Source organism: Pseudomonas sp. BAY1663 (assembly GCF_000582595.1).
GTDB lineage: Bacteria > Pseudomonadota > Gammaproteobacteria > Pseudomonadales > Pseudomonadaceae > Stutzerimonas > Stutzerimonas stutzeri_AF.
The window spans coordinates 33,034-56,809 of sequence record NZ_AZSV01000012.1; the positions used below are offsets into that span (position 1 = coordinate 33,034).

The 23,776-nt window shown below is 65.2% G+C and carries 18 protein-coding genes, 1 other RNA gene and 6 pseudogenes; 21 read left to right on the forward strand and 4 right to left on the reverse strand.

Annotation, left to right across the window (positions count from 1 at the left end; translation table 11 throughout):
• Window positions 1-365: 365 nt before the first annotated feature.
• The 7 genes and pseudogenes from rplM (at window position 366) to BAY1663_RS05830 (ending at window position 5,152) form a co-directional block, all read left to right on the forward strand.
• Window positions 366-794 (forward strand): 50S ribosomal protein L13, encoded by a 429-nt coding sequence (gene rplM / locus BAY1663_RS05800; RefSeq protein ID WP_003281188.1) that lies wholly within the window; start codon window positions 366-368, stop codon window positions 792-794.
• A gap of 14 nt (window positions 795-808) precedes the next feature.
• Entirely contained in the window at window positions 809-1,201 is a 393-nt protein-coding gene (gene rpsI, locus BAY1663_RS05805) for a 30S ribosomal protein S9 (RefSeq protein WP_037038506.1), read from the forward strand.
• A gap of 249 nt (window positions 1,202-1,450) precedes the next feature.
• A pseudogene (gene petA, locus BAY1663_RS05810) lies at window positions 1,451-2,045 on the forward strand (ubiquinol-cytochrome c reductase iron-sulfur subunit).
• Window positions 2,045-3,256, forward strand: coding sequence for a cytochrome bc complex cytochrome b subunit (locus BAY1663_RS05815; RefSeq protein ID WP_037038512.1), 1,212 nt, complete (start codon window positions 2,045-2,047; stop codon window positions 3,254-3,256). Before petA ends, BAY1663_RS05815 begins: the two are co-directional and overlap by 1 nt.
• A complete protein-coding gene (locus tag BAY1663_RS05820; protein ID WP_037038519.1) occupies window positions 3,256-4,035 on the forward strand; it encodes a cytochrome c1 in 780 nt (259 codons plus the stop codon). Before BAY1663_RS05815 ends, BAY1663_RS05820 begins: the two co-directional genes overlap by 1 nt.
• Before the next feature lie 86 nt (window positions 4,036-4,121).
• Window positions 4,122-4,739 carry a glutathione S-transferase N-terminal domain-containing protein gene (locus BAY1663_RS05825; RefSeq protein ID WP_037038523.1) on the forward strand — a complete coding sequence of 206 codons (618 nt, stop codon included), beginning with the start codon at window positions 4,122-4,124 and terminating at the stop codon, window positions 4,737-4,739.
• 14 nt (window positions 4,740-4,753) lie between these two features.
• Window positions 4,754-5,152: a ClpXP protease specificity-enhancing factor gene (locus BAY1663_RS05830; protein WP_037038526.1), complete on the forward strand. Its 399-nt coding sequence runs from the start codon at window positions 4,754-4,756 to the stop codon at window positions 5,150-5,152.
• Window positions 5,153-5,239: 87 nt separating this feature from the next.
• Here BAY1663_RS05830 and BAY1663_RS05835 read toward each other — a convergent pair whose 3' ends face one another.
• From BAY1663_RS05835 to BAY1663_RS05850, 4 genes are all read right to left on the reverse strand, one after another.
• Entirely contained in the window at window positions 5,240-5,818 is a 579-nt protein-coding gene (locus BAY1663_RS05835) for a BON domain-containing protein (RefSeq protein WP_037038528.1), read from the reverse strand.
• Window positions 5,815-6,408 carry a phosphoheptose isomerase gene (locus BAY1663_RS05840; RefSeq protein ID WP_037038530.1) on the reverse strand — a complete coding sequence of 198 codons (594 nt, stop codon included), beginning with the start codon at window positions 6,406-6,408 and terminating at the stop codon, window positions 5,815-5,817. Before BAY1663_RS05840 ends, BAY1663_RS05835 begins: the two co-directional genes overlap by 4 nt.
• A gap of 108 nt (window positions 6,409-6,516) precedes the next feature.
• A complete protein-coding gene (locus BAY1663_RS05845; RefSeq protein ID WP_037038532.1) occupies window positions 6,517-6,879 on the reverse strand; it encodes a YraN family protein in 363 nt (120 codons plus the stop codon).
• Entirely contained in the window at window positions 6,876-8,687 is a 1,812-nt protein-coding gene (locus BAY1663_RS05850) for a penicillin-binding protein activator (protein WP_128576104.1), read from the reverse strand. Before BAY1663_RS05850 ends, BAY1663_RS05845 begins: the two co-directional genes overlap by 4 nt.
• Window positions 8,688-8,777: 90 nt before the next feature.
• Between BAY1663_RS05850 and rsmI the strand changes: the two genes are divergently transcribed.
• The 14 genes and pseudogenes from rsmI (at window position 8,778) to BAY1663_RS05915 (ending at window position 23,773) form a co-directional block, all read left to right on the forward strand.
• Window positions 8,778-9,674 (forward strand): 16S rRNA (cytidine(1402)-2'-O)-methyltransferase, encoded by an 897-nt coding sequence (gene rsmI, locus BAY1663_RS05855; RefSeq protein WP_164838430.1) that lies wholly within the window; start codon window positions 8,778-8,780, stop codon window positions 9,672-9,674.
• A 98-nt stretch (window positions 9,675-9,772) separates the two neighbouring features.
• An RNA gene (gene rnpB, locus BAY1663_RS22935) (RNase P RNA component class A) lies at window positions 9,773-10,132 on the forward strand.
• Between the two features lie 295 nt (window positions 10,133-10,427).
• Window positions 10,428-10,883 (forward strand): division/cell wall cluster transcriptional repressor MraZ, encoded by a 456-nt coding sequence (mraZ, locus tag BAY1663_RS05860; RefSeq protein WP_037038536.1) that lies wholly within the window; start codon window positions 10,428-10,430, stop codon window positions 10,881-10,883.
• Window positions 10,880-11,826, forward strand: a pseudogene (gene rsmH / locus BAY1663_RS05865) (16S rRNA (cytosine(1402)-N(4))-methyltransferase RsmH). Before mraZ ends, rsmH begins: the two are co-directional and overlap by 4 nt.
• Window positions 11,827-11,831: 5 nt before the next feature.
• Window positions 11,832-12,113 (forward strand): cell division protein FtsL, encoded by a 282-nt coding sequence (gene ftsL, locus BAY1663_RS05870; protein ID WP_272888630.1) that lies wholly within the window; start codon window positions 11,832-11,834, stop codon window positions 12,111-12,113.
• Window positions 12,110-13,836, forward strand: a pseudogene (locus BAY1663_RS05875) (peptidoglycan D,D-transpeptidase FtsI family protein). Before ftsL ends, BAY1663_RS05875 begins: the two are co-directional and overlap by 4 nt.
• Entirely contained in the window at window positions 13,836-15,299 is a 1,464-nt protein-coding gene (locus BAY1663_RS05880) for a UDP-N-acetylmuramoyl-L-alanyl-D-glutamate--2,6-diaminopimelate ligase (protein WP_037038540.1), read from the forward strand. Before BAY1663_RS05875 ends, BAY1663_RS05880 begins: the two are co-directional and overlap by 1 nt.
• Window positions 15,292-16,667 (forward strand): annotated as a pseudogene (gene murF, locus BAY1663_RS05885) (UDP-N-acetylmuramoyl-tripeptide--D-alanyl-D-alanine ligase). Before BAY1663_RS05880 ends, murF begins: the two are co-directional and overlap by 8 nt.
• On the forward strand, window positions 16,667-17,749 hold the full coding sequence (mraY, locus tag BAY1663_RS05890) for a phospho-N-acetylmuramoyl-pentapeptide-transferase (RefSeq protein WP_037038543.1): 1,083 nt from the start codon (window positions 16,667-16,669) through the stop codon (window positions 17,747-17,749). The pseudogene murF and the gene mraY overlap by 1 nt, the downstream one beginning before the upstream one ends.
• A gap of 5 nt (window positions 17,750-17,754) precedes the next feature.
• On the forward strand, window positions 17,755-19,098 hold the full coding sequence (gene murD / locus BAY1663_RS05895) for a UDP-N-acetylmuramoyl-L-alanine--D-glutamate ligase (protein ID WP_037038544.1): 1,344 nt from the start codon (window positions 17,755-17,757) through the stop codon (window positions 19,096-19,098).
• Window positions 19,098-20,320: pseudogene (gene ftsW, locus BAY1663_RS05900) on the forward strand (putative lipid II flippase FtsW). The gene murD and the pseudogene ftsW overlap by 1 nt, the downstream one beginning before the upstream one ends.
• A pseudogene (murG, locus tag BAY1663_RS05905) lies at window positions 20,310-21,379 on the forward strand (undecaprenyldiphospho-muramoylpentapeptide beta-N-acetylglucosaminyltransferase). The pseudogenes ftsW and murG overlap by 11 nt, the downstream one beginning before the upstream one ends.
• Window positions 21,372-22,832: a UDP-N-acetylmuramate--L-alanine ligase gene (murC, locus tag BAY1663_RS05910; protein WP_051497081.1), complete on the forward strand. Its 1,461-nt coding sequence runs from the start codon at window positions 21,372-21,374 to the stop codon at window positions 22,830-22,832. Before murG ends, murC begins: the two are co-directional and overlap by 8 nt.
• On the forward strand, window positions 22,829-23,773 hold the full coding sequence (locus BAY1663_RS05915) for a D-alanine--D-alanine ligase (RefSeq protein WP_037038548.1): 945 nt from the start codon (window positions 22,829-22,831) through the stop codon (window positions 23,771-23,773). Before murC ends, BAY1663_RS05915 begins: the two co-directional genes overlap by 4 nt.
• Window positions 23,774-23,776: the final 3 nt, after the last annotated feature.

Genomic DNA, 23,776 nt, shown 5'->3' on the forward strand with positions numbered 1-23,776 from the left:
AACTGATGTCTGGAAGCTTAACGAAGATGGCGTCGCTCGTGCTCGTCGGCATGGGGCGGCCTGCCGACGGGCCGCGTGCATCGGTTTTGATGCCATCGTGGTCGTGTTGTTCGGTCGATGCCAAAAGTCGATTGCTATTTTCCTGGTAATCAGGATAATTCCGCAGCCTGTCGGCGGGGATGCCTAGCCTGTCGACGCAAGCCAAAGGTAGGGGATGCCTAGCCTACCGAACCACCGCCGTGGCGGACGCGCTGACCCGAGCCCCCGATAGCGTCTGTTTCCGGCTGCCCTGACCTTGCCAGGGCGAGCACTATTCAGTAAGATTCGCCGTCTTATTTTCAGGGCGGCCCCTGAGGCTATAACGAATGAAGACATTTACTGCTAAACCGGAAACCGTCAAGCGCGACTGGTTCGTCGTCGACGCTGCCGGCCAGACCCTGGGTCGTCTGGCAACCGAAATCGCTAGCCGCCTGCGTGGCAAGCACAAGCCGGAATACACGCCTCACGTCGATACCGGCGATTACATCGTCGTGATCAATGCCGAGCAGGTACGTGTTACCGGTGCCAAGACCACCGACAAGATGTACTACTCTCACTCCGGTTTCCCGGGTGGCATCAAGTCGATCAACTTCGAGAAGCTGATCGCCAAGGCGCCCGAGCGTGTGATCGAGACCGCGGTCAAAGGCATGCTGCCGAAGAATCCGCTGGGTCGCGACATGTATCGTAAGCTGAAGGTCTACAAGGGTGCCAGCCACCCGCACACCGCTCAGCAGCCCCAAGAACTGAAGATTTAACGGAATAGTTCATTATGTCGGCGACTCAAAATTACGGCACTGGCCGTCGCAAGACTGCAACCGCGCGCGTCTTCCTGCGCCCGGGTACTGGCAAGATTTCCATCAACAACCGTGAGCTGGACAACTTCTTCGGTCGTGAAACCGCCCGCATGGTGGTTCGTCAGCCGCTCGAGCTGACCGAGACCGTCGAGAAGTTCGATATCTATGTCACCGTTCTGGGTGGCGGTGTCAGTGGTCAGGCTGGCGCCATTCGTCACGGTATCACTCGCGCTCTGATCGAGTACGACGAGACCCTGCGTAGCCCGCTGCGCAAGGCCGGTTTCGTCACTCGCGATGCTCGCGAAGTGGAGCGCAAGAAGGTCGGTCTGCGCAAAGCGCGCAAGCGTCCGCAGTACTCCAAGCGCTAATTCGCGCTTTACAAGAAACGCCCAGTTTCATTCGGAGCTGGGCGTTTTTTTATGGGTCGGATTTCTGGTGCGACAGCGTGTCACGTGCCGGGAGGTCCCGTTTTACGGGGCTGCAGGTGTTTTGTGACAGGCTATTACCTTGTCAGAAGAGGGCCTTTTCTTTACCATTTGGCGAATTTTTCGCGGCTCAATTTTACGTAGTACATGCCTGCTAGAGCGGGTCATAAGAAGCTGATGGGAGACGACTGAATGAGCAATGACGGCGTGAATGCTGGCCGGCGTCGCTTCCTCGTAGCCGCCACTTCGGTGGTGGGTGCTGCAGGAGCGGTGGGTGCCGCGGTCCCGTTCGTGGGATCGTGGTTCCCGAGTGCCAAGGCCAAGGCTGCCGGTGCGCCGGTAAGGGTGAATATCGGGCAAGATCGAGCCGGGGCAGCAGATGGTCGCCGAATGGCGCGGTCAGCCGGTATTTATCGTGCGCCGCACCGAGGAGATTCTCGGGAATCTGGAGAAGGTCGCCGTGCAGGTGGCGGATCCGGAGTCCAAGGCCTCGGAACAGCCGACTTATGTCGATCCGAAGAACCGGTCGATCAAGCCGGAGATCCTGGTGGTGGTTGGTCTTTGCACCCACCTGGGTTGCGCCCCGTCCTTCCGCCCCGAAGTGGCTGCGGCCGATCTCGGCGCCGACTGGCTGGGTGGCTATTTCTGTCCGTGCCACGGTTCCAAATACGATATGGCTGGTCGCGTCTACAAGGCGCAGCCCGCTCCCTTGAACCTGCCGGTGCCCCCGCACTCGTACGAGACCGATAATGTCATCATCATCGGTGTGGACCAGGAGAACGCCTGATGAGCAAGTTCATGGAATGGGTCGACGCCCGCTTCCCCGCTACCAAGATGTGGGAAGATCACCTTGCCAAGTATTACGCCCCCAAGAACTTCAACGTCCTGTACTTCTTCGGTTCGCTGGCGTTGCTGGTGCTGGTCAACCAGATCCTTACCGGTATCTGGCTGACCATGAGCTTCGAGCCCTCCGCTGAGGGTGCCTTCGCTTCCGTCGAATACATCATGCGCGATGTGGAGTACGGCTGGATCATCCGCTACCTGCACTCCACTGGCGCTTCGGCGTTCTTCGTGGTGGTCTATCTGCACATGTTCCGTGGCCTGCTCTACGGCTCCTACCAGAAGCCCCGCGAGCTGGTGTGGATCTTCGGCATGATGATCTACCTGGCGCTGATGGCCGAGGCCTTCATGGGCTACCTGCTGCCCTGGGGGCAGATGTCCTACTGGGGTGCCCAGGTGATCATTTCGCTGTTCGGTGCCATTCCGGTCATCGGTGGTGATCTGACCCAGTGGATCCGCGGTGACTACCTGATTTCCGGTATCACCCTCAACCGCTTCTTCGCCCTGCATGTGATTGCCCTGCCGATCGTCATCCTCGGTCTGGTGGTGCTGCACATCCTGGCGCTGCATGAAGTCGGCTCCAACAACCCGCTGGGCGTCGACATCAAGAAGACCAAGGATGAGGCCGGTGTGCCGCTCGACGGCATCCCGTTCCACCCGTACTACACCGTCAAAGACATCGTCGGCGTAGTGGTGTTCCTGTTCGTGTTCTGTGCGATCGTGTTCTTCTTCCCCGAGATGGGCGGTTACTTCCTCGAGAAACCGAACTTCGAAGTGGCGAATGCCTTCAAGACGCCGGCACACATTGCTCCAGTTTGGTACTTCACGCCGTTCTACGCGATTCTGCGCGCTGTACCGGACAAGCTGCTCGGCGTCATTGCGATGGGCGCTGCCATTGCCGTGCTGTTCGTCCTGCCCTGGCTCGACCGCAGTCCGGTCAAGTCCATGAAGTACAAGGGCTGGATGAGCAAGCTTGCGCTGCTGGCGTTCTGCGTCTCCTTCATCATTCTCGGCGTGCTGGGCGTATTGTCTCCGACCCCTGAGCGCACTTTGTTGGCTCGGATCTGTACCGTCATCTACTTCGCGTACTTCATCCTGATGCCGTTCTACACCAAGCTCGAGAAGACCAAAGTGGTTCCGCAAAGGGTGGATGGCTGATGAAAAAGCAATTTGCTGCACTGATTCTTGCAATTCTGCCGGCCTTTGCCTTTGCTGCCGGCACCGAGGCCCACTTGGACAAGGTCGATATCGACCTGACCGACAAGGCGGCCATGCAGGACGGTCTGAAGACCTTCGCCAACTACTGCATGGGCTGCCACAGCGCGCAGTACCAGCGCTATGAGCGAGTGGCTACCGACCTCGGTATTCCGGAAGAAGTCATGATGGACAACATCGTCTTCACCGATGCCAAGTACGGCGACCACATGAAGAGTGGCATGAAGCCTGACGATGCGAAGGTCTGGTTCGGTGCTGCACCGCCGGATCTCACGCTCGTCGCGCGGGTTCGTGGCAACGACTGGCTGTATTCGTACATGCGCAGCTTCTACGAAGATCCTGCGCGTCCCTATGGCGTCAACAACACGGTATTCCCGAACGTGGGCATGCCGCATGTGCTGGCTCCGCTGCAGGGGCGCCGGGTCGTCGGTTGCAAGCAGGTCCAGGTGGTCGAGGATGGCCGCAAGCAGTTCGATCCGCTGACCGGCACGCCGATCACCAAGGAAGCCTGTGATCAGATGGTCGTAGAGCCTGGCACCGGTGAGCTGACCGAAGCCGAATACGACGAGAAGATCAAGAACCTGGTGACCTTCCTGGCCTACTCGGCCAACCCGGTCAAGCTGGAGAGCCAACGCATCGGTACCTATGTATTGCTGTTCCTGGCCGTCTTCTTCGTGTTCGCCTACCTGCTCAAGCGCGAGTACTGGAAAGACGTTCACTAAGTGCTCTAGCTGTTCAAGCTGTACCTTGCGCGCGCCCAATGGGCGCGCGTGTTTTTTCTGCCTCCAAATAAGAGAGTGAGGGGCCTATGGCTGCAGCCAACCGCCTGGTCTGCTATTCCGATCCCGCCGACCACTATTCCCACCGTGTCCGCCTCGTGCTCGCGGAGAAGGGGGTCGCTGTCGAGGTCATCGATGTCGAGGCGGGGCAATGCCCGGCCAGGTTGGCAGAGGTGAACCCCTATGCCAGCGTGCCGACGCTGGTGGATCGCGACCTAGCGCTGTATGAGCCGGGTGTGATACTGGAATATCTGGAAGAGCGCTATCCGCATCCGCCGCTGCTGCCGGTATACCCGGTGGCTCGTGCCAATACGCGGCTACTGGCGCATCGTATCCAGCGTGACTGGTGCTCACTGGCCGATCGCATATTGGATCAGCGCGTTGCCGAGCCGCAGCGTGCGCAGGCGCGCAAGGAGTTGCGTGAAAGCCTGACCGGCGTATCGCCGATATTCGGTGAAAAGCCCTATTTCATGAGCGACGAGCTGAGTCTCGTCGACTGTTGCCTGTTGCCTATCCTCTGGCGTTTGCCCAGACTCGGTATCGAGTTGCCGCGAGCGGCCAGGCCGTTGCTCGACTACATGGAGCGCAACTTCGCCCGTGAGGCCTTCCAGGCCAGTCTTTCCGCCGTCGAGCGCGACATGCGCTAAAAGAGGACGTCGTCATGAATTCAAGCCGCCCTTATCTGGTAAGAGCGCTCTATGAGTGGATCGTCGACAACGATTGCACGCCGCACCTGCTGGTCAATGCCGAGTATCCGGGCGTACAGGTGCCCGCCGGATTCGCCAGTGATGGCCAGATCGTACTGAACGTGGCCCCCAGCGCCGTGCGCCATCTGCACATGGATAACGAGGCGATCAGTTTCGAAGGCCGTTTCGGCGGTATCGCCCATTCGCTCAACGTCCCCTCTGCGGCGGTGATGGCGATCTATGCCAGGGAAAACGGTCAGGGCATGGTGTTCGAGATCGAGCCCACCCCGCCGGATGATGACGGGTCGAGCGATGACGGTGACGGTGGCGCTCCGCGCCCGGGTGGCCGCCCGAGTCTGAAGGTCGTCAAATAGCGTTAGCGACAAGCCAGGGCGGCGGTGAGCCGTCACGAAAAACGGGCGCCATTGGCGCCCGTTTTCGCTTGCCGCGTGCCGCTGTCCTCAGTCGATATACTCGAATAGCTTGACGATGCGTTGTACGCCGGATACGCCCTGCACCAGGCTGGTGGCGCGATTGCCTTCCTGGCGGGTTACGAGGCCGAGCAGGTAGACGATACCGTTTTCGGTGATGACCTTGATGCGCGAGCCCGGCACGTTGTTGTCCGTCAGCATCTGGGTCTTGATCTTGGTGGTCAGCCAGGAGTCATTGCTGCGCGCCAGGGCGGAAGAGGGCTGCAGGATCTGCAGTTCGTTGTGGACGCGCTTGACCCGTTGCACCGAGCTTGCGGCCCGTTCGGCCAGTTCCTTGAGCTCGGCGCGCGGCGTCTGGCCGGCGAGCAGCACGACGCCGTTGTAGCTGGCCACGACGATATGCGAGGCGTTGTCGAGGTCGGGGTGGGCCTTGGCGATGTTCACGGCGGCCTTGGTCTCGATCAGTGAGTCGTCGATCTTGCTGCCGATGGTGCGGGTGCCGCGGTCGTCGGCAATCGGCTCGTCGCGGGTGGCGGTCAGTACCGAACTGCAACCGCTAACGGCGAGGCAGAGGCCGAGGGCGATCGTGGGTAGGCGGGGCAGCTTCATTCCTCACTCCCGAACAGTTGGTTGTCGATCAGGTCGCACAGGCAATGGATGGCCAGCAGATGGACTTCCTGGATGCGCGCCGTGACCTTGGCCGGCACGCGGATCTCGACGTCTTCGGGCAGCAGCAGGGAGGCCATGCCGCCGCCGTCGCGGCCGGTCAGGGCCACGACCAGCATCTCCCGGTCGTGTGCAGCCTGGATGGCCTGGATCACGTTGGCGGAGTTGCCGCTGGTCGAGATGGCCAGCAGCACGTCGCCGGGCTGGCCCAGGGCGCGGATCTGCTTGGAGAAGACTTCGTTGTAGCTGTAGTCATTGGCGATCGAGGTAAGCGTCGAGCTGTCGGTGGTCAGCGCGATTGCCGGCAGGCTGGGACGCTCGCGCTCGAAGCGGTTGAGCAGCTCGGAGGAGAAATGCTGGGCATCGCCGGCCGAGCCGCCGTTGCCACAGGTGAGAATCTTGCCTTCGCTCAGCAGGGCATTGACCATGGCCTGCCCGGCTTGCTCGATGCTCGGGGCCAGGACTTCCATGGCCTGCTGCTTGGTTTCGATGCTGGCCTGGAAAAGCTGGCGGATACGGGTTTGCATGTCCATCGGTGATTGACCTTCAAGGTGGCGGGCGTGCCCGAGTGCCGCTCGGGCGATTCGCTCGCGGTTCACTAGGGCTGGGGGCATCGTACAGCGACTGCCGGGATGGATCGTTCAGCTATCAAAGGCGTTGCGGATCCAGTTCAGGTTCTGGCTCTGTCCGTGTGCGGCAATGGCGACGACATCGAAACGGCAGGGGCTGCTGGCCCAGCGGCTTTCCTTCTGCAGGAATAGCTGGGCCGCCTTGATCAGCTTCTGCTGCTTGCGCGCGTCGACGCTCTCCAGTGCGCCGCCCCAGGCGGCGTGCCGCCTGTAGCGGACCTCGACGAATACTACTGTATCGCCGTCGAGCATGACCAGATCAAGCTCGCCGCTGCGGCAGGACCAGTTGCGCTCGAGCAGGCGCAGCCCCTGCCGTGCGAGGTGGTTCAGGGCTAGCGCTTCGGCAGAGCGTCCGCTGCTCTGGCTGTCGCTCATTGGAGCGGGTTGTCCGGCATCCGCTCGACCTCGCCGCCATGGAACTCGGCCCATGGCAGCTGGCGCTCGATGCGCTGTTGCGGATTGAGGCTGAGGGTTCCCGAAAGCCCTTCGAGCCTTGTGCCCGGCAATGCCAGCAGCTGGTTCAGGCGCGGGGCGAGCAGATAGGCATCGGCCCCCATGGCGTACAGCCGGCCCAGGCTGCCCCCCGCCTGCGGCCACTTGCGCTCGACTTCCTGGCGCAGCGGCAGTTGATTGTCCAGCAGCCATGGCGTCTCGGCGAAGCGGATGCCTTCGAGGTCCAGGTACTGTGTCCGGTCATGATTGGCCGCGTGCAGGTGCGAGGTGGCATATACCGGCAGGTCGCCGGCGTATTGGAAGATCAGGGTCGGCTTGACCTGTTGCGCCTGCTGCGGGGTGGCTGCGAGGAAGATGAAATCGACATCCTGGCGGCGCGTGGGTTGCGAGGTGGTGGCGGTATCTATGGTGCTGCGCAGTTGCTGCGCACGGCTCTCGCTGTGGCGCAATTGCAGCAGGTCGGCGATCTGGTTGGCCAGCTCGACCGGCTCGGCCAGTGGCTCGGCGGCGACGAGAGTGCCGCCGGCCTCCTGCCAGCTCTGGCGGAACGCCTCGAGAATGCGGGCGCCCCAGTCGCCGCGAGGGACCAGGGCAATGGCTCGGCGATGGCCATCGGCCCAGGCGCGGCGGGCAACCTCGCGGGCTTCATCTTCGGCGGCGAGTCCGAACTGGAAGAGTTGCGGGGGCGTTCGCTGGCCGGCATCGCTGTAGTTCAGCGCCAGGGTGGTGATCGGTAGTTGGTCGCGTTCGCCGAGTTGTCGTACGAGATCCTTTTCCAGCGGGCCGACCACCAACTGGACACCGGCGGCTCCGGCCTGACGATAGAAGTCGTCGATGGAGGTCAGGCGGGTGCTGTCATACAGTTCGATCCGCAACGCCTGCCCGCTTTGTTGTTCCTGCAGGTGGGCAGCGAGGAAGCCATCACGCAGGGCGCGGGCGACGTTGGCCAGTTGACCTTCCATGGGGAGCAGCAAGGCGATATTGGTCAATGGCTGGTCGGCGAGTTCGCGAAGCTTCAGCAGTGGTTCCGGGAGCTGCTGTGCGGCGGGATGCTGCGGGTTCTGGGCGATCCAGTCGTCGATGGCGCGCTGCTGCTGGGCAACGGTGCCGGCTTGCTTGAGGGTGGCGGCGAGCGCCTGCCAGCCGGCCAGGTCCGGTTCGGTGGCGCCGTGCAGCTGTTCCGCCGGCAGGGCGGAGATCAGCTTCCAGATGGCCTCGTGATTATCCTTGGCCTGCTGGCCACTCAGCAGGGGGGCGGTGAATACCCGTTCGCGGGCGGCGGCGAGTGGCTGGCTGGTGGCCTCGAACATCTGGGCGCGAACCAGTTGGGTGCGGATCTGTTGTTCCACGGGAAGCTCGCCGAGGCGTTCGAATGCCGGGTGCTGCAGGGCTTGCTCGGCCTGGCGTGGTTGATCGTCGGCCAGTGCGAGTTCGGCTTGAAGGGTGCGCGCGAAGATTTGCTGGGCTGGCTTCAGGGCATCCAGCTGAACTTGTCCGAGAATGCTGCGGGCCTGTGCCGGATTGCCCTGGCGCATGCTCTGGTCGGCCGCGGCCAGGCGCAGTTGTGCGGCCTGCTCCGGATCGCTGCTATCGGCCTGCTGCAGCAATTGCTGCGTCGTGGCTTGCGGGGTGCGCGGCAGTTCGCCCAGCGTGGAAGAGGGCGAGCTGGCGCAAGCCGAAAGCATGGCAGCTAGGCAGATGAAGAGAAGTGGGCGAAGGCGGACCATCATGTAATCGTTCCTGAAAGCACTGGCGAGTGTGCACGGATTGTACCCAAGCCCCGACGCAGCCGCGATGTCGCGGCACTGAATCGGGCTACAATGCGCATTTCCGTGATTGAGGTAAGCCCTGTGACTGCCAGCGGTGTTGCGAATTCCGGCGCGGGTACGCTTTATGTGGTCGCCACGCCCATCGGCAACCTGGAGGACATCAGTGCCCGCGCCTTGCGGGTGCTGCGTGAGGTGGCGCTGATCGCCGCGGAGGACACTCGTCACTCCTCCCGGCTGCTGGCGCACTTCGGTATCCAGACGCCTCTGGCTGCCTGCCATGAGCACAATGAGCGCGACGAGGGTGGGCGCTTCCTCGGGCGTCTGTTGGCAGGCGACGATGTCGCGCTGATTTCCGATGCCGGTACCCCGCTCATCTCCGATCCCGGCTATCACTTGGTCCGCCAGGCGCGGGCGGCAGGCATCCGTGTGGTGCCGGTGCCGGGGGCCTGTGCCTTGATTGCGGCATTGTCGGCGGCGGGGTTGCCGTCGGATCGTTTCATTTTCGAGGGGTTCCTGCCGGCCAAGGCTGCTGGACGTCGCGCGCGTCTCGAGCAACTGAAGGACGAGCCGCGTACCCTCATATTCTATGAGGCGCCGCATCGCATTCTGGAGTGCCTGGGTGATCTGCAGGAGGTGTTCGGTGGCGAGCGCGCGGCAGTGCTGGGGCGTGAGCTGACCAAGACCTTCGAGACCTTGCAGGGTATGCCGCTGAGCGAGCTGCGCGCCTGGGTCGAGGCCGACGCCAATCAACAGCGTGGCGAGTGCGTGCTGGTGGTCGGCGGCTGGCAGGCTCCGGAAGGTGAAGATGCGGTGAGTGCCGAGGCGCTGCGGGTGCTCGATCTGCTGCTGGCGGAGATGCCGCTCAAGCGTGCCGCCGCGCTGGCGGCCGAAATCACCGGGGTGCGCAAGAACCTGTTGTACCAGGCGGCATTGGCGAGGCAGGGGTAAAGCAGCGAAGCCATAAGCTTGAAGCTGGAAGAAAAAGCTTGGCCGTTGTGAGCCGCTGGCTTGCAGCTTGCAGCTTGGGTCGTTACCCTTGTCGGCGGAGAGTCGATCGGACAGTCGCTGTCTCTTTTTGTTCCGGCAAGAAGGGAGGGAGGAAAGTCCGGGCTCCATAGGGCAAAGTGCCAGGTAACGCCTGGGAGGCGCGAGCCTACGGAAAGTGCCACAGAAAACAACCGCCTAAGCGCTTCGGTGCCGGTAAGGGTGAAAAGGTGCGGTAAGAGCGCACCGCACGGCTGGTAACAGTCCGTGGCTAGGTAAACCCCACTTGGAGCAAGACCAAATAGGGACCCTCTGGCGTGGCCCGCGCTGGGTCCGGGTAGGTTGCTAGAGGCAGTCAGCGATGGCTGTCGTAGAGGAATGGCTGTCCTCGACAGAACCCGGCTTACAGATCGACTCTCCAACTTTTATTCCTTCCGTTTCGCCCGTTTTTAATTCCGAAAGATTCTTGCACTTAACAAAGCACATTAACTTTGTTGGGTAAGTGCTTGTGCCTTTTCCCTCCTGGTAACCGCTTTTTGTCTTCTTCAGCCGTTTCCTCCTCTCGGGCTCGCTAAATTGCCGCTCCGTAAGGCTTTTTCCCGTCGGGCTCGCCTTGACGGTGGGGCGGGTGCGTTTCTATAGTGCGCATAAGTGGTAAGAAGTGGCATGAAGTGGGTAAATATGGGCATGGATAGCTAATTCAGGGGAAGCGCAGCCGTGTTTCGCGGAGCCAACGCCATCAGTCTCGACGCCAAAGGCCGGCTTGCCATGCCCAGCCGGTATCGCGACGAGCTGAATTCGCGTGGCGATGGCCAGTTGATCATCACGATCGATGCCGTGGATCGTTGCCTGTGCATCTATCCCTTGCCCGAGTGGGAATTGATCGAAGCCAAGTTGCGCGACCTGCCTTCGTTGCGCGAGGAAGCCCGCCGTCTGCAGCGTCTGCTGATCGGCAATGCGGTGGATCTGGAGATGGACGGAAGCGGCCGTGTGCTGGTGCCGCCGCGCCTGCGTGAGTACGCCCGGCTCGACAAGCGCGCAATGCTGGTGGGGCAGCTCAACAAGTTTCAACTGTGGAACGAGGACGACTGGAACGCGATATCCGACGCGGACCTGGCGGCCATCAAGCAACCCGGCGGTCTGCCGGAAGAACTACGTGACCTTATCCTGTGAGCCAGATCAGCAGCCTGCGACATATCACCGTGTTGCTCGACGAAGCCGTCGCGGCGCTGGCCGTGCGTCCGGACGGTCGCTATCTGGATGGCACCTTCGGCCGCGGCGGGCACAGCCGGCTACTGTTGGAGCAGCTCGGGCCTGATGGCCATTTGCTAGGATTCGACAAGGATCCCTTAGCCATCGCTACGGGGCAAGCACTGGCGGCCGAGGACGGCCGCTTTGTCGTTGTGCAGAGAAGCTTTGCCGAGCTCGGCGAGGAAGTGGCGCAGCGTGGCTGGACCGGGACGCTGAGCGGTGTTCTGCTCGACCTGGGGGTTTCCTCGCCGCAGCTGGATGACCCCGAGCGCGGTTTCAGCTTTCTCAGCGACGGCCCGCTGGACATGCGCATGGACCCCAGCCGGGGCGTCAGCGCGGCGGAGTGGATCGCCCAGGCCGGCGAAGACGAGATTGCCCGGGTGTTCAAGGAGTATGGCGAGGAGCGCTTCGCCAAGCGCATGGCGCGTGCCGTGGTGCAGCGCCGCGCGGAAAATCCTTCGAGCGCACCGCGGACCTGGCCAAGGTGCTGACCGACGCCAATCCGGCCTGGGAAAAGGGCAAGAACCCCGCGACCCGTGCCTTCCAGGGGCTGCGCATCCACGTCAACAACGAACTCGGCGATCTGGAAAAGGGCCTAGACGCCGCGCTGGAGGCGCTCGAAGTCGGCGGGCGGCTGGTGGTCATCAGCTTCCATTCGCTGGAGGACCGTATCGTCAAGCAATTCATGCGGCGGCATGCCAAGGGCGAGGCAGACAAGCTACCGCGCGACCTGCCGATCATCCCCAAGGCCTTCGAGCCCCGCTTGAAACTGATCGGCAAGCCGCAATACGCCTCCGAGGCGGAGGTCCGGGCCAACCCGCGTTCGCGCAGCGCCGTCATGCGTGTGGCGGAGAAAGTGCGGTGAGCCGGATGCTGCGTTCCATGCCCAGCGGCAGCCTGCTGATGCTGGTGCTGTTCGCCGGCGTCCTGTTGTCGGCGATCGCCGTGGCCTACAGCGCGCACTGGAACCGCCAGTTGCTCAACGAGCTCTACGGCGAGCTGAGCGTGCGCGACAAGGCTCAGGCCGAATGGGGCCGGCTGATCCTCGAGCAGAGCACCTGGACCGCCCACAGCCGCATCGAGATTCTCGCGAGCGAGCAGCTGCGCATGCACATCCCGGCGGCCGCTGATGTGCGGTTGGTGAAGCCATGAAGATCCAGGGCGCGCTCTATCCCTGGCGCTTTCGCATCGTGCTGGCGCTGCTGGCGTTGCTCGTGGGGACGATCGCCTGGCGCATCGTCGACCTGCAGGTCATGAACCAGGGCTTCCTCAAGGAGCAGGGCGATGCCCGCAGCGTTCGCCATATTCCGATTCCCGCGCACCGTGGCCTGATCACCGACCGCAATGGCGAGCCGCTCGCCGTGAGCACCCCGGTCACCACGCTGTGGGGCAACCCGCGGGAACTGCAGGCCGCACGTGCGCGCTGGCCGGAACTGGCCAAGGCACTTGGCCAGGACGCCGCTGCCTTGACCGAGCGCCTGCAACAGCAGGCCTCGCGCGAATTCATCTATCTGGTGCGCGGCCTGACCCCGGAGCAGGGGCAGAGCGTGCTCGACCTGAAGATTCCCGGCGTCTACGCCCAGGAGGAATTCCGCCGCTTCTATCCGGCCGGCGAGGTGGCAGCCCATGTGGTGGGGTTCACCGACATCGACGACCGTGGCCGCGAAGGCATGGAGTTGGCCTATGACGAATGGCTCGCCGGCGTTCCCGGCAAGCGCCAGGTGCTCAAGGATCGCCGTGGCCGCCTGATCAAGGATGTGCAAGTAGTGAAGAACGCCAAGGCCGGCAAGGCCATGGCGCTGTCGATCGACCTGCGCCTGCAGTATCTGGCCCACAGCGAGTTGCGCAACGTGGTGCAGGAATACGGCGCCAAGGCGGCGAGCCTGGTGATGATCGACGTGAAGACCGGCGAGATCCTCGCCATGGCCAACCAGCCGACCTACAACCCCAACAATCGCCGCAACCTGCAGCCGGCCGCCATGCGCAACCGGGCCATGATCGACGTGTTCGAGCCGGGATCGACGGTCAAGCCGTTCAGCATCGCCGCGGCGCTGGGCACCGGCAAGTATCAGCCGGATTCGGTCGTCAATACCTGCCGGGCTGGATGCGTATCGGCCGCTACACCATCCGCGACGTCTCGCGCGGAGGCATGCTGTCGCTGACCGGCATCCTGATGAAGTCGAGCAACGTCGGCATCAGCAAGATTGCCCTGGATATCGGTGCCGAGCCGGTCTACGCGGTGATGCAGCAGGCCGGTTTCGGCCAGGATACCGGGCTCGGTTTCCCCGGCGAGCGCGTCGGCAACCTGCCCAACCATCGCAAGTGGCGCGATGCCGAAACCGCATCGCTGGCCTACGGCTACGGTCTCTCGGTGACGGCGGTGCAACTGGCGCATGCCTATGCGGTGCTGGGCAATGCCGGGGTCAACGTGCCGCTGTCGCTGCTGCGCCTGGACCGCACCCAGGACGGCGTGCAGGTCATCGACAAGCAGATCGCCGGTACCGTGCTGCAGATGCTGCGGGCCGTCGTCGAAGAGGACGGTGGTGGCGGTGCCCGCGCCAAGGTGCCGGGCTATCACGTCGGCGGCAAGAGCGGCACCGCGAAGAAGATTTCCGGCACCGGCGGTTATACCAAGGACGCCTACCGCTCCTTCTTCGCCGGCGTCGCGCCGTTGTCCAATCCGCGGATCGCCGCCGTGGTGGTGGTGGACGAGCCCAGCACGGGCCAGTACTACGGTGGCCTGGTGGCCGCACCGGTATTCGGCAAGGTCATGGCGCGCGCGCTGCGGCTGATGAATGTCGCCCCGGACAACCTGCCGCCGCCGGCGGAACTGCAAACGGCCGAAGCGACGAAAGGCAAGGGAGGGCGCAGCTGATGCCGATGCCATTGAATCATCTATTGCCGCAGGCCGGCAGCGACGTGCTGATCCGCGAGCTGACCCTCGACAGCCGCAAGGTGCGCGGCGGCGATCTGTTCCTCGCCGTGCCGGGCTTGCAGCAGGACGGTCGCGACCATATCGACGATGCCATCGCCCGGGGCGCCGCAGCGGTGGCCTACGAGGCCGAAGGCGCGGGCCAGCTGCTTTCGGAGCAGGCGGTGATGCTGCCGGTGCGCCAGCTTTCCGGACAGCTCTCCGCCATCGCCGGGCGCTTCTATGGCGAGCCCAGCCGCAGCCTGCGCCTGGTCGGCGTCACCGGCACCAACGGCAAGACCAGCGTCAGCCAGCTCATCGCCCAGGCGCTGGATCGGCTCGGCGAGCCCTGCGGAATCATCGGCACCCTGGGTACCGGCTTCCATGGGCAACTGGAGCTGGGCCGGCACACCACGCCGGATGCCATCGGCGTGCAGGCGACCCTGGCCAGCCTGAAGCAGCAGGGCGCGCGGGCTGTGGCGATGGAGGTTTCCTCGCATGGCCTGGAGCAGGGGCGCGTCGCCGCGCTGGAGTTCGACGTGGCGGTGTTCACCAACCTGTCCCGCGACCACCTGGACTACCACGGCAGCATGGAAGCCTACGGTGCGGCCAAGGCGCGCCTGTTCGACGTGCCGGGGCTGAGTTGCCGGGTGGTCAACCTGGATGACGGCTTCGGTCGTGCGCTCGCCGGCGAAGCCGCCGAGTCCCGCTTGATCGGCTACAGCCTGGAAGACCCGTCCGCTTATCTCTACTGCGCCGACGCCCGGCTGGACGACGACGGCATCCATGCCCGGTTGATCACGCCACAGGGTGAACGCTCGCTGCGCAGTCCGTTGCTGGGGCGTTTCAACGTCAGCAACGTGCTGGCGGCGGTTGGTGCGCTGCTCGGTATGGACTACCCGCTGGACGAAATCCTCGCGGTGTTGCCCGAACTCGAAGGCCCGGCTGGGCGCATGCAGCGCCTCGGCGGCGGCGAGCGGCCGCTGGTGGTGGTCGATTACGCGCACACCCCGGACGCTCTGGAAAAGGTGCTCAGCGCCCTGCGCCCACACGCGCGCGGCAAGCTGCTTTGCCTGTTCGGTTGCGGCGGCGATCGCGATCGCGGCAAGCGCCCACTGATGGCCGAAGTGGCCGAACGGCTGGCCGACGAGGTGCTGGTCACCGACGACAACCCGCGCAACGAGGCGCCCGAGCAGATTCTCGCGGACATCCGCACGGGCTTCGCCCATCCCGAGCACGTCACCTTCCTGCACGGCCGCGGCCAGGCAATCGCCTCGCTTATCGCCGCCAGCCGGGCGGAGGATGTGGTGCTGCTGGCGGGCAAGGGCCACGAGGACTATCAGGAAATTCGCGGCGAACGGCAGCCGTTCTCCGATCTGGAAGAGGCCAGCACGGCCCTGGCCACCTGGGAGGCGCCCGATGCTTGAAGCCATGAGCCTGAGTCGCCTGCAGGAGCCGTTGGACGGCCGCCTGGTCGATGCCGACGCCAGCTTCACCGCAGTGTGTACCGACAGCCGCGCGATCCAGCCGGGCCAGTTGTTCATCGCCCTGACCGGTCCGCGCTTCGACGGCCATGCCTACCTGGCGGACGTTGCCGCGCGCGGCGCCGTCGCAGCGCTGGTCGAGCGCGAAATCGCCAATGCGCCGCTGCCGCAGCTGGTGGTGGCCGATACCCGGCTGGCGCTGGGCCGGCTGGGCGCCTTGAATCGCGCCGGCTTCAACGGACCGGTAGCCGCGATTACCGGCTCCAGCGGCAAGACCAGCGTCAAGGAGCTGCTGGCCAGCATCCTGCGCGCGGCCCATGGCCAGGATGCGGTACTGGCTACCCGTGGCAACCTGAACAACGACCTGGGCGCGCCTCTGACCCTGCTGGAACTCGGCCCGCAGCACCGTAGCGCCGTCATCGAACTGGGCGCCTCGCGTCCCGGCGAGATTACCTACACGGTGAGTCTGGTGCGTCCGGATGTCAGCCTGATTACCAATGCCGGCACCGCCCACGTCGGTGAATTCGGCGGTCCGCAGAAGATCGTCGAAGCCAAGGGCGAGATTCTCGACGGGCTGGGCGCGGCCGGTATCGCCGTGCTCAATCGCGACGACAAGGCGTATCCGATCTGGGCCGAACGGGTTGGGGGCAAACGTATCGTCAGCTTCGGCCTGGAAAGCCCGCTGGCCGACTTCTATCCCGCTCGATCGCCTATGACCGGCGCGGCTGTCCGAATTTCGTGCTCACCGGTCCCTGCGGGACGGCCCGTGTGCAGTTGAATCTGCTGGGGCGGCATAACGTCGCCAATGCCCTGGCCGCCGCCTCCGCCGCGCATGCCCTGGGTGTGCCGTGCGAGGCCATCGTCGCGGGCCTGGAAAGCCTGCAGCCGGTCAAGGGCCGCGGTGTGGCACAGATGCTGGCCAACGGCGTGCGGCTGATCGACGACAGCTACAACGCCAATCCGGCGTCCATATGTGCCGCGGTGGATGTGCTGGCCGGTTTCGCCGGTCGCACTGTCCTCGTGCTCGGCGACATGGGCGAGCTCGGCGAGTGGGCGGAGCAAGGGCACCGCGAGGTAGGGGCCTATGCCGCCGGCAAGGTCGACGCGCTCTATGCGGTCGGGCCGCTGATGGCGCATGCGGTCACGGCCTTCGGCGCCGGTGCCCGGCACTTCGCCGACCAGCACAGCCTGATCGAAACCCTGCGTGCCGAACAGGGCAGCGCCACCACCATTCTGATCAAGGGCTCACGCAGCGCGGCGATGGACAAGGTCGTCGATGCGCTTGCCGGGCCAACCATGGAGAAACACTGATGCTGCTGCTGATCGCCGAGTATCTGCAACAGTTCCACAAGGGCTTCGCGGTCTTCCAGTACCTGTCCCTGCGTGGAATTCTCGGCGTGCTCACCGCCCTGGTGCTTTCGCTGTGGATGGGCCCGTGGCTGATCCGCACCCTGCAGCTGCGCCAGATCGGCCAGGCGGTGCGCACCGACGGGCCACAGTCGCACCTGTCGAAATCCGGCACGCCGACCATGGGCGGCGCGCTGATCCTCAGCGCCATCGGCATCAGCACCCTGCTCTGGGCCGACCTGTCCAACCGCTATGTCTGGGTGGTACTGGCCGTGACCCTGCTGTTCGGCGCGATCGGCTGGGTCGACGACTACCGCAAGGTGATCGAGAAGAACTCCCGCGGCCTGCCGAGTCGCTGGAAGTATTTCTGGCAGTCGGTGTTCGGCCTCGGCGCGGCGGTCTTCCTTTATATGACCGCGCAGGCGCCAGTGGAGACCACGCTGATCCTGCCGCTGCTGAAGAACATCGAGATCCCGCTGGGGATCGGCTTCGTGGTGCTGACCTACTTCGTCATCGTCGGCTCGAGCAACGCGGTCAACCTCACCGACGGCCTCGACGGCCTGGCGATCATGCCGACGGTGATGGTCGGCGGCGGCCTGGGCATCTTCTGCTACCTGTCCGGCAACATGAACTTCGCCGAATACCTGCTGATCCCCTACATCCCGGGTGCGGGCGAACTGATCGTGTTCTGCGGCGCGTTGATCGGCGCCGGTCTCGGCTTTCTCTGGTTCAACACCTATCCGGCGCAGGTCTTCATGGGCGACGTCGGCGCGCTGGCGCTGGGCGCGGCGCTGGGCACCATCGCGGTGATCGTCCGCCAGGAGGTGGTGCTGTTCATCATGGGCGGCGTGTTCGTGATGGAAACGCTGTCGGTGATGATCCAGGTCGCCTCGTTCAAGCTGACCGGCAAGCGCGTGTTCCGCATGGCGCCGATCCACCACCATTTCGAACTCAAGGGCTGGCCCGAACCTCGGGTAATCGTGCGCTTCTGGATCATCACGGTGATCCTCGTGCTCGTCGGCCTCGCCACCCTGAAACTGAGGTAACCAGAGTGCTCATCGCTTCCGACCAGTTCCGCATCGTCGTCGGCCTCGGCAAGAGCGGCATGTCCGTGGTTCGCCATCTGGCGCGCCGCGGCCTGCCGTTCGCGGTCGTCGACACCCGCGCGAACCCGCCGGAGCTGGCCACTCTCCAGGCGCAGTACCCGGGCATCGAGGTGCGTTGTGGCGAGCTGGACGTCGAGTTCCTCTGCCGTGCCGGCGAGCTGCTGGTGAGCCCGGGACTGGCGGTCAGCACGCCGGCTCTTCAGGAAGCGGCGGCGCGCGGCGTCAAGCTGTCCGGCGATATCGAGCTGTTCGCCCGTGAAGCCAAGGCGCCGATCATCGCGATCACCGGCTCCAATGCCAAGAGCACCGTTACCACCCTGGTCGGCGAGATGGCCCAGGCGGCCGGGCGCAAGGTGGCGGTCGGCGGCAACCTCGGTACCCCGGCGCTGGACCTGCTGGCCGACGACGTCGAGCTCTATGTGCTGGAACTGTCCAGCTTCCAGCTGGAAACCACCGAGCGGCTCGACGCCGAGGTGGCGACCTGCCTGAACATCAGCGAAGACCACATGGACCGCTACAGCGGCCTGCCGGCCTACCACCAGGCCAAGCACCGGATCTTCCGCGGTGCACGCCAGGCGGTGATCAATCGTGACGACCGCCTCAGCCGGCCGCTGATCGGCGAGGATGTGCCGACCTGGTCCTTCGGCCTGGGCAAGCCCGACTTCAAGGGTTTCGGTCTGTTCGAGGAGAACGGCGAGAAGTACCTGGCGTTCCAGTTCGAGGCGCTGATGCCGGTGCGTGAACTGAAGATGCGTGGCGCGCACAACCAGTCCAACGCGCTGGCCGCGTTGGCGCTGGGGCATGCGGTGGGGCTGCCGTTCGAGCCGATGCTGGAGACCCTGCGCCACTTCGCCGGCCTGCCGCATCGCTGCCAGTGGGTCGGCCAGCGCGGCGAGGTCAATTATTACGACGACTCCAAGGCTACCAACGTCGGTGCCGCACTAGCAGCCATCGAGGGGCTGGGTGCCGATATCGACGGCAAGCTGGTGCTGATCGCCGGCGGTGACGGCAAGGGGGCCGACTTCTCCGGCCTGCACGCGCCCGTCGCGCGCTTCTGCCGTGCCGTGGTGCTGCTCGGCCGCGATGCTGAACGCCTGGAGCAGGCGCTCGCCGGCGCCACCACGCTGCTGCGCGTGGCGACCCTGGACGAGGCGGTGCAGCGTGCCGCCGCCTGCGCCGAGGCGGGCGACGCGGTGCTGCTGTCGCCGGCCTGCGCCAGCCTGGACATGTTCAAGAACTTCGAAGAGCGCGGCCGTCTGTTCGCCGCTGCGGTGGAGGCGCTCGACTGATGCTTGCCTTCCTGCGCCATGCCCCTTCGCCGCTGTTCGGCCGCCGTGGTCTGGACCTGGACTTCCCGATGCTGGCCGGCTGCCTGGCGCTGCTCGGCCTGGGCCTGGTGATGATCACCTCGGCGTCCTCCGAGGTCGCCGCGGTGAGCTCCGGCAATGCGCTGTATCACATGATCCGGCACCTGGTTTACGTGGCGCTGGGCCTCGGTGCCGCGGCCATGATGCTGCTGATTCCGCTGTCGGCCTGGCAGCGGCTCGACTGGATGCTGCTGCTGGCGGCTTTCGGCTTGCTGATCCTGGTGCTGCTGCCGGGCATCGGCCGCGAAGTCAACGGTTCGATGCGCTGGATCGGTTTCGGCGCCTTCAACCTGCAGCCGTCCGAGCTGGCCAAGGTGTTCGTGGTGATCTATCTGGCCGGCTACCTGGTGCGCCGCCAGGAGGAAGTGCGCGAAAGCCTGTGGGGCTTCGCCAAGCCGTTCCTGGTGCTGCTGCCGATGGCCTTCCTGCTGCTGCTGGAGCCCGACTTCGGCGCTACGGTGGTGATGATGGGCGCCGCGGTGGCGATGCTGTTCCTCGGTGGCGTGGGCATGATCCGCTTCAGCCTGCTGGTGGTGGCCGCGGTCGGTGCGGTGGTGATCCTGGTACAGACCCAGGAATATCGCCTGCAGCGCCTGATCACCTTCACCGATCCCTGGGCCGACCAGTATGGCGCCGGCTACCAGCTGACCCAGGCGCTGATCGCCTTCGGTCGCGGCGAATGGTTCGGCGTCGGCTTGGGCAACAGCGTGCAGAAGCAGTTCTACCTGCCCGAGGCGCATACCGACTTCGTCTTTTCGGTGCTCGCCGAGGAGCTGGGCATGGTCGGCGCGCTGGCGACCATCGCCCTGTTTGCCTTCGTCGGCGTGCGTGCCTCTACATCGGCCTTTGGGCGGAGAAGGCCCGGCAGTTCTTCGCCGCTTATGTCGCCTGGGGTCTGGCGTCCCTCTGGCTGGGGCAGTTCCTGATCAACGTCGGGGTGAATGTCGGCCTGCTGCCGACCAAGGGCTTGACCCTGCCGTTCCTCAGCTATGGCGGCAGCTCGCTGGTGGTGACCTGCGCGAGCATGGCCCTGCTGCTGCGCATCGAGTGGGAAAGCCGCACCGTGCTGGGCAGCGAGGATGCCGAGTTCGACGAGTCCGACTTTGCCGAGCCCTCGGCCAAGGAGGTCGCTCATGGCCGCTAATGTCCTGATCATGCCGGCGGTACCGGTGGCCACGTATTCCCAGCGCTGGCCTGCGCGCGCGAATTCCAGGCGCGCGGCTACGCGGTGCACTGGCTGGGGACGCCGCGCGGCATCGAGAACGAGCTGGTGCCGGCCGCCGGGCTGCCGCTGCACCTGATCCAGGTCAGCGGGCTGCGCGGCAAGGGCCTGGTGTCGTTGCTCAAGGCGCCGCTGCAGCTGATTCGCTCGCTGTTCCAGGCGCGCCGCATCATCCGTGAGCTGCGCCCGGTGTGTGTGCTCGGCCTGGGCGGCTACGTCACCGGTCCGGGCGGGCTGGCGGCGAAACTGGCTGGCGTGCCGCTGGTGATCCACGAGCAGAACGCCGTGGCCGGAACCGCCAATCGCAGCCTCGCGCCGCTGTCGCGGCGTGTCTGCGAAGCCTTCCCGGACACCTTCGCGGCGAGCGACAAGCGCCGCACCACCGGCAACCCGGTGCGCGAGGAACTGTTCCTGGAAACGCCGCGCGATGCCCTGGACGGTCGCCGGCCGCGCCTGCTGGTACTGGGTGGCAGCCTCGGCGCCGAGCCGCTGAACAAGCTGTTGCCCGCGGCGTTGGCACAGCTGCCCGTCGAGCTGCGTCCCGAGGTGTTCCACCAGGCCGGCAAGCAGCACGCCGAGATCACCACGCAGCGCTACGCCGAGGCCGGCGTGGCCGCCGAGGTCGCGCCGTTCATCAAGGACATGGCGCGGGCCTACGCCTGGGCCGACCTGGTGATCTGCCGCGCCGGGGCGCTGACCGTCTGCGAGCTGGCCGCCGCCGGGCTGCCGTCGTTCCTGGTGCCGCTGCCGCACGCGATCGACGATCACCAGACCCGCAATGCCGAATATCTGGCGAAGGAGGGCGCCGCCGTCCTTCTGCCGCAAGCCAAGACTGACGCGGCCACGCTCGCCGCGCAGCTGACCGAGGTAATGATGCAGCCGGAAAAACTCAAGGCCATGGGGGCCACCGCGCGCCGGCTGGCCCGGCCCGACGCCACCCGCAGCGTGGTCGATATCTGCCTGGAGGTGGCCCATGGCTAAGTCTCCTGCCGCGGTAAAAGCCGAAGTCCGCCGCATGCGGCGCATCCGCCGCATCCACTTCGTCGGGATCGGCGGGGTCGGCATGTGCGGTATCGCCGAGGTGCTGCTCAACCTCGGCTATGAGGTGTCCGGTTCCGATCTCAAGGAGTCGGCCAGCACCGAGCGGCTGCAGAGCTTCGGCGCGCAGATCTTCATCGGCCATCAGGCCGGCAACGTCGCCGGAGCCGACGTGCTGGTGGTATCCAGTGCGATCAACGCCGCCAACCCGGAGATCGCGCTGGCGCTGGAACAGCGGATTCCGGTGGTGCCGCGTGCCGAGATGCTCGCCGAGCTGATGCGTTACCGCCACGGCATCGCCGTCGCCGGTACCCATGGCAAGACCACCACCACCAGCCTGCTGGCCTCGGTGTTCGCCGCCGGCGGGCTGGACCCGACCTTCGTCATCGGCGGCCGCCTGACCGCCGCCGGTACCAACGCGCAGCTGGGCAGCAGCCGCTACCTGATCGCCGAGGCCGACGAGAGCGACGCCAGCTTCCTGCACCTGCAGCCGATGGTCGCGGTGGTCACCAATATCGATGCCGACCACATGAGCACCTACGGCGGCGATTTCGGCAAGCTGAAGAAGACCTTCGTCGAGTTCCTGCACAACCTGCCATTCTATGGCCTGGCGGTGCTCTGCGTCGACGATCCGGTGGTGCGCGAGATCATTCCGCAGATCGGCCGGCCGACGACCACCTATGGCGTCAGCGAGGATGCCGACGTGCGCGCCATCAACATCCGCCAGCACGGCATGCGCACCTACTTCACCGTGCTGCGCGATGGCTGCGAGCCGCTGGAGGTGTCGGTGAACATGCCCGGCAACCACAACGTGCTCAATGCGCTGGCGACCATCGCCATCGCCACCGACGAAGGCATCGACGACGAGGCCATCGTCCAGGGGCTGGCGGAGTTCGCCGGTGTCGGCCGGCGCTTCCAGGTCTACGGCGAACTGCCGGTCGAAGGCGGCAGCGTGATGCTGGTCGACGACTACGGCCACCATCCGCGCGAAGTCGCGGCGGTGATCAAGGCGGTGCGCGGCGGCTGGCCGGAGCGTCGGCTGGTGATGGTCTACCAGCCGCATCGCTACAGCCGCACCCGCGACCTGTACGACGACTTCGTCCAGGTTCTCGGCGAATCCAACGTGCTGCTGCTGATGGAAGTCTACCCGGCCGGCGAGGAGCCGATTCCCGGTGCCGACAGCCGCCAGCTGTGCCACAGCATCCGCCAGCGCGGCCAGCTCGACCCGATCTACGTCGAGCGTGGCGTCGACCTCGCGCCGCTGGTCAAGCCGCTGCTGCGCGCCGGCGACATCCTGCTCTGCCAGGGCGCCGGCGATATCGGCGGGGTGGCCCCGCAACTGCTCAAGAGTCCCCTGTTCGGCGGTGCCGCGAGCGCCGCGAGGAAAAGCAAATGACAGCCCTGCATTCGACCCGCGATCCCAAGGCCTTCGGCCGCGTCGCCGTGCTCTTCGGCGGCAAGAGCGCCGAGCGCGAGGTCTCCCTGAAGTCGGGCGCAGCGGTGCTGGCCGCGCTGCAGGCGGCGGGTGTCGACGCCTTCGGCATCGATGTCGGCGACGACCTGCTGCAGCGCCTGGGCAGCGAGAAGATCGACCGCGCCTTCATCGTCCTGCACGGCCGCGGCGGCGAGGATGGCAGCATGCAGGGCCTGCTGGAGTGCGCCGGCATTCCCTACACCGGCAGCGGCATCCTCGCCTCGGCCCTGGCCATGGACAAGCTGCGCACCAAGCAGGTCTGGCAGAGCCTCGGCCTGCCGACGCCGCAACATGCGGTGCTGGCCAGCGAGCAGGATTGCCAGGCCGCCGCCGAAGCGCTGGGCTTCCCGCTGATCGTCAAGCCGGCCCACGAAGGCTCGAGCATCGGCATGGCCAAGGTCGAGGGCGTCGCCGAGCTGGTCGCCGCCTGGCGCGCGGCCAGCACCTACGACTCGCAGGTGCTGGTCGAGCAATGGATCCAGGGCCCCGAGTTCACCATCGCCGTGCTGCGCGGCCAGGTGCTGCCGCCGATCGGCCTGGGCACGCCGCACAGCTTCTACGACTACGACGCCAAGTACCTGGCCTCCGATACCCAGTACCGCATCCCTTGTGGTCTCGATGCGGCCAGGGAGCAGGAGTTGAAGCAGCTCTCCGCGCGGGCCTGCGAGGCGGTCGGCATCCGTGGCTGGGGCCGGGTCGACGTGATGCAGGATGCCGCGGGCAACTTCTGGCTGCTGGAGGTGAACACCGTGCCGGGCATGACCGACCACAGCCTGGTGCCGATGGCCGCGCGCGCCGCCGGCCTGGATTTCCAGCAGCTGGTGCTGAGCATTCTCGATGACAGTCTCGAGGCGGGGAACTGAGCC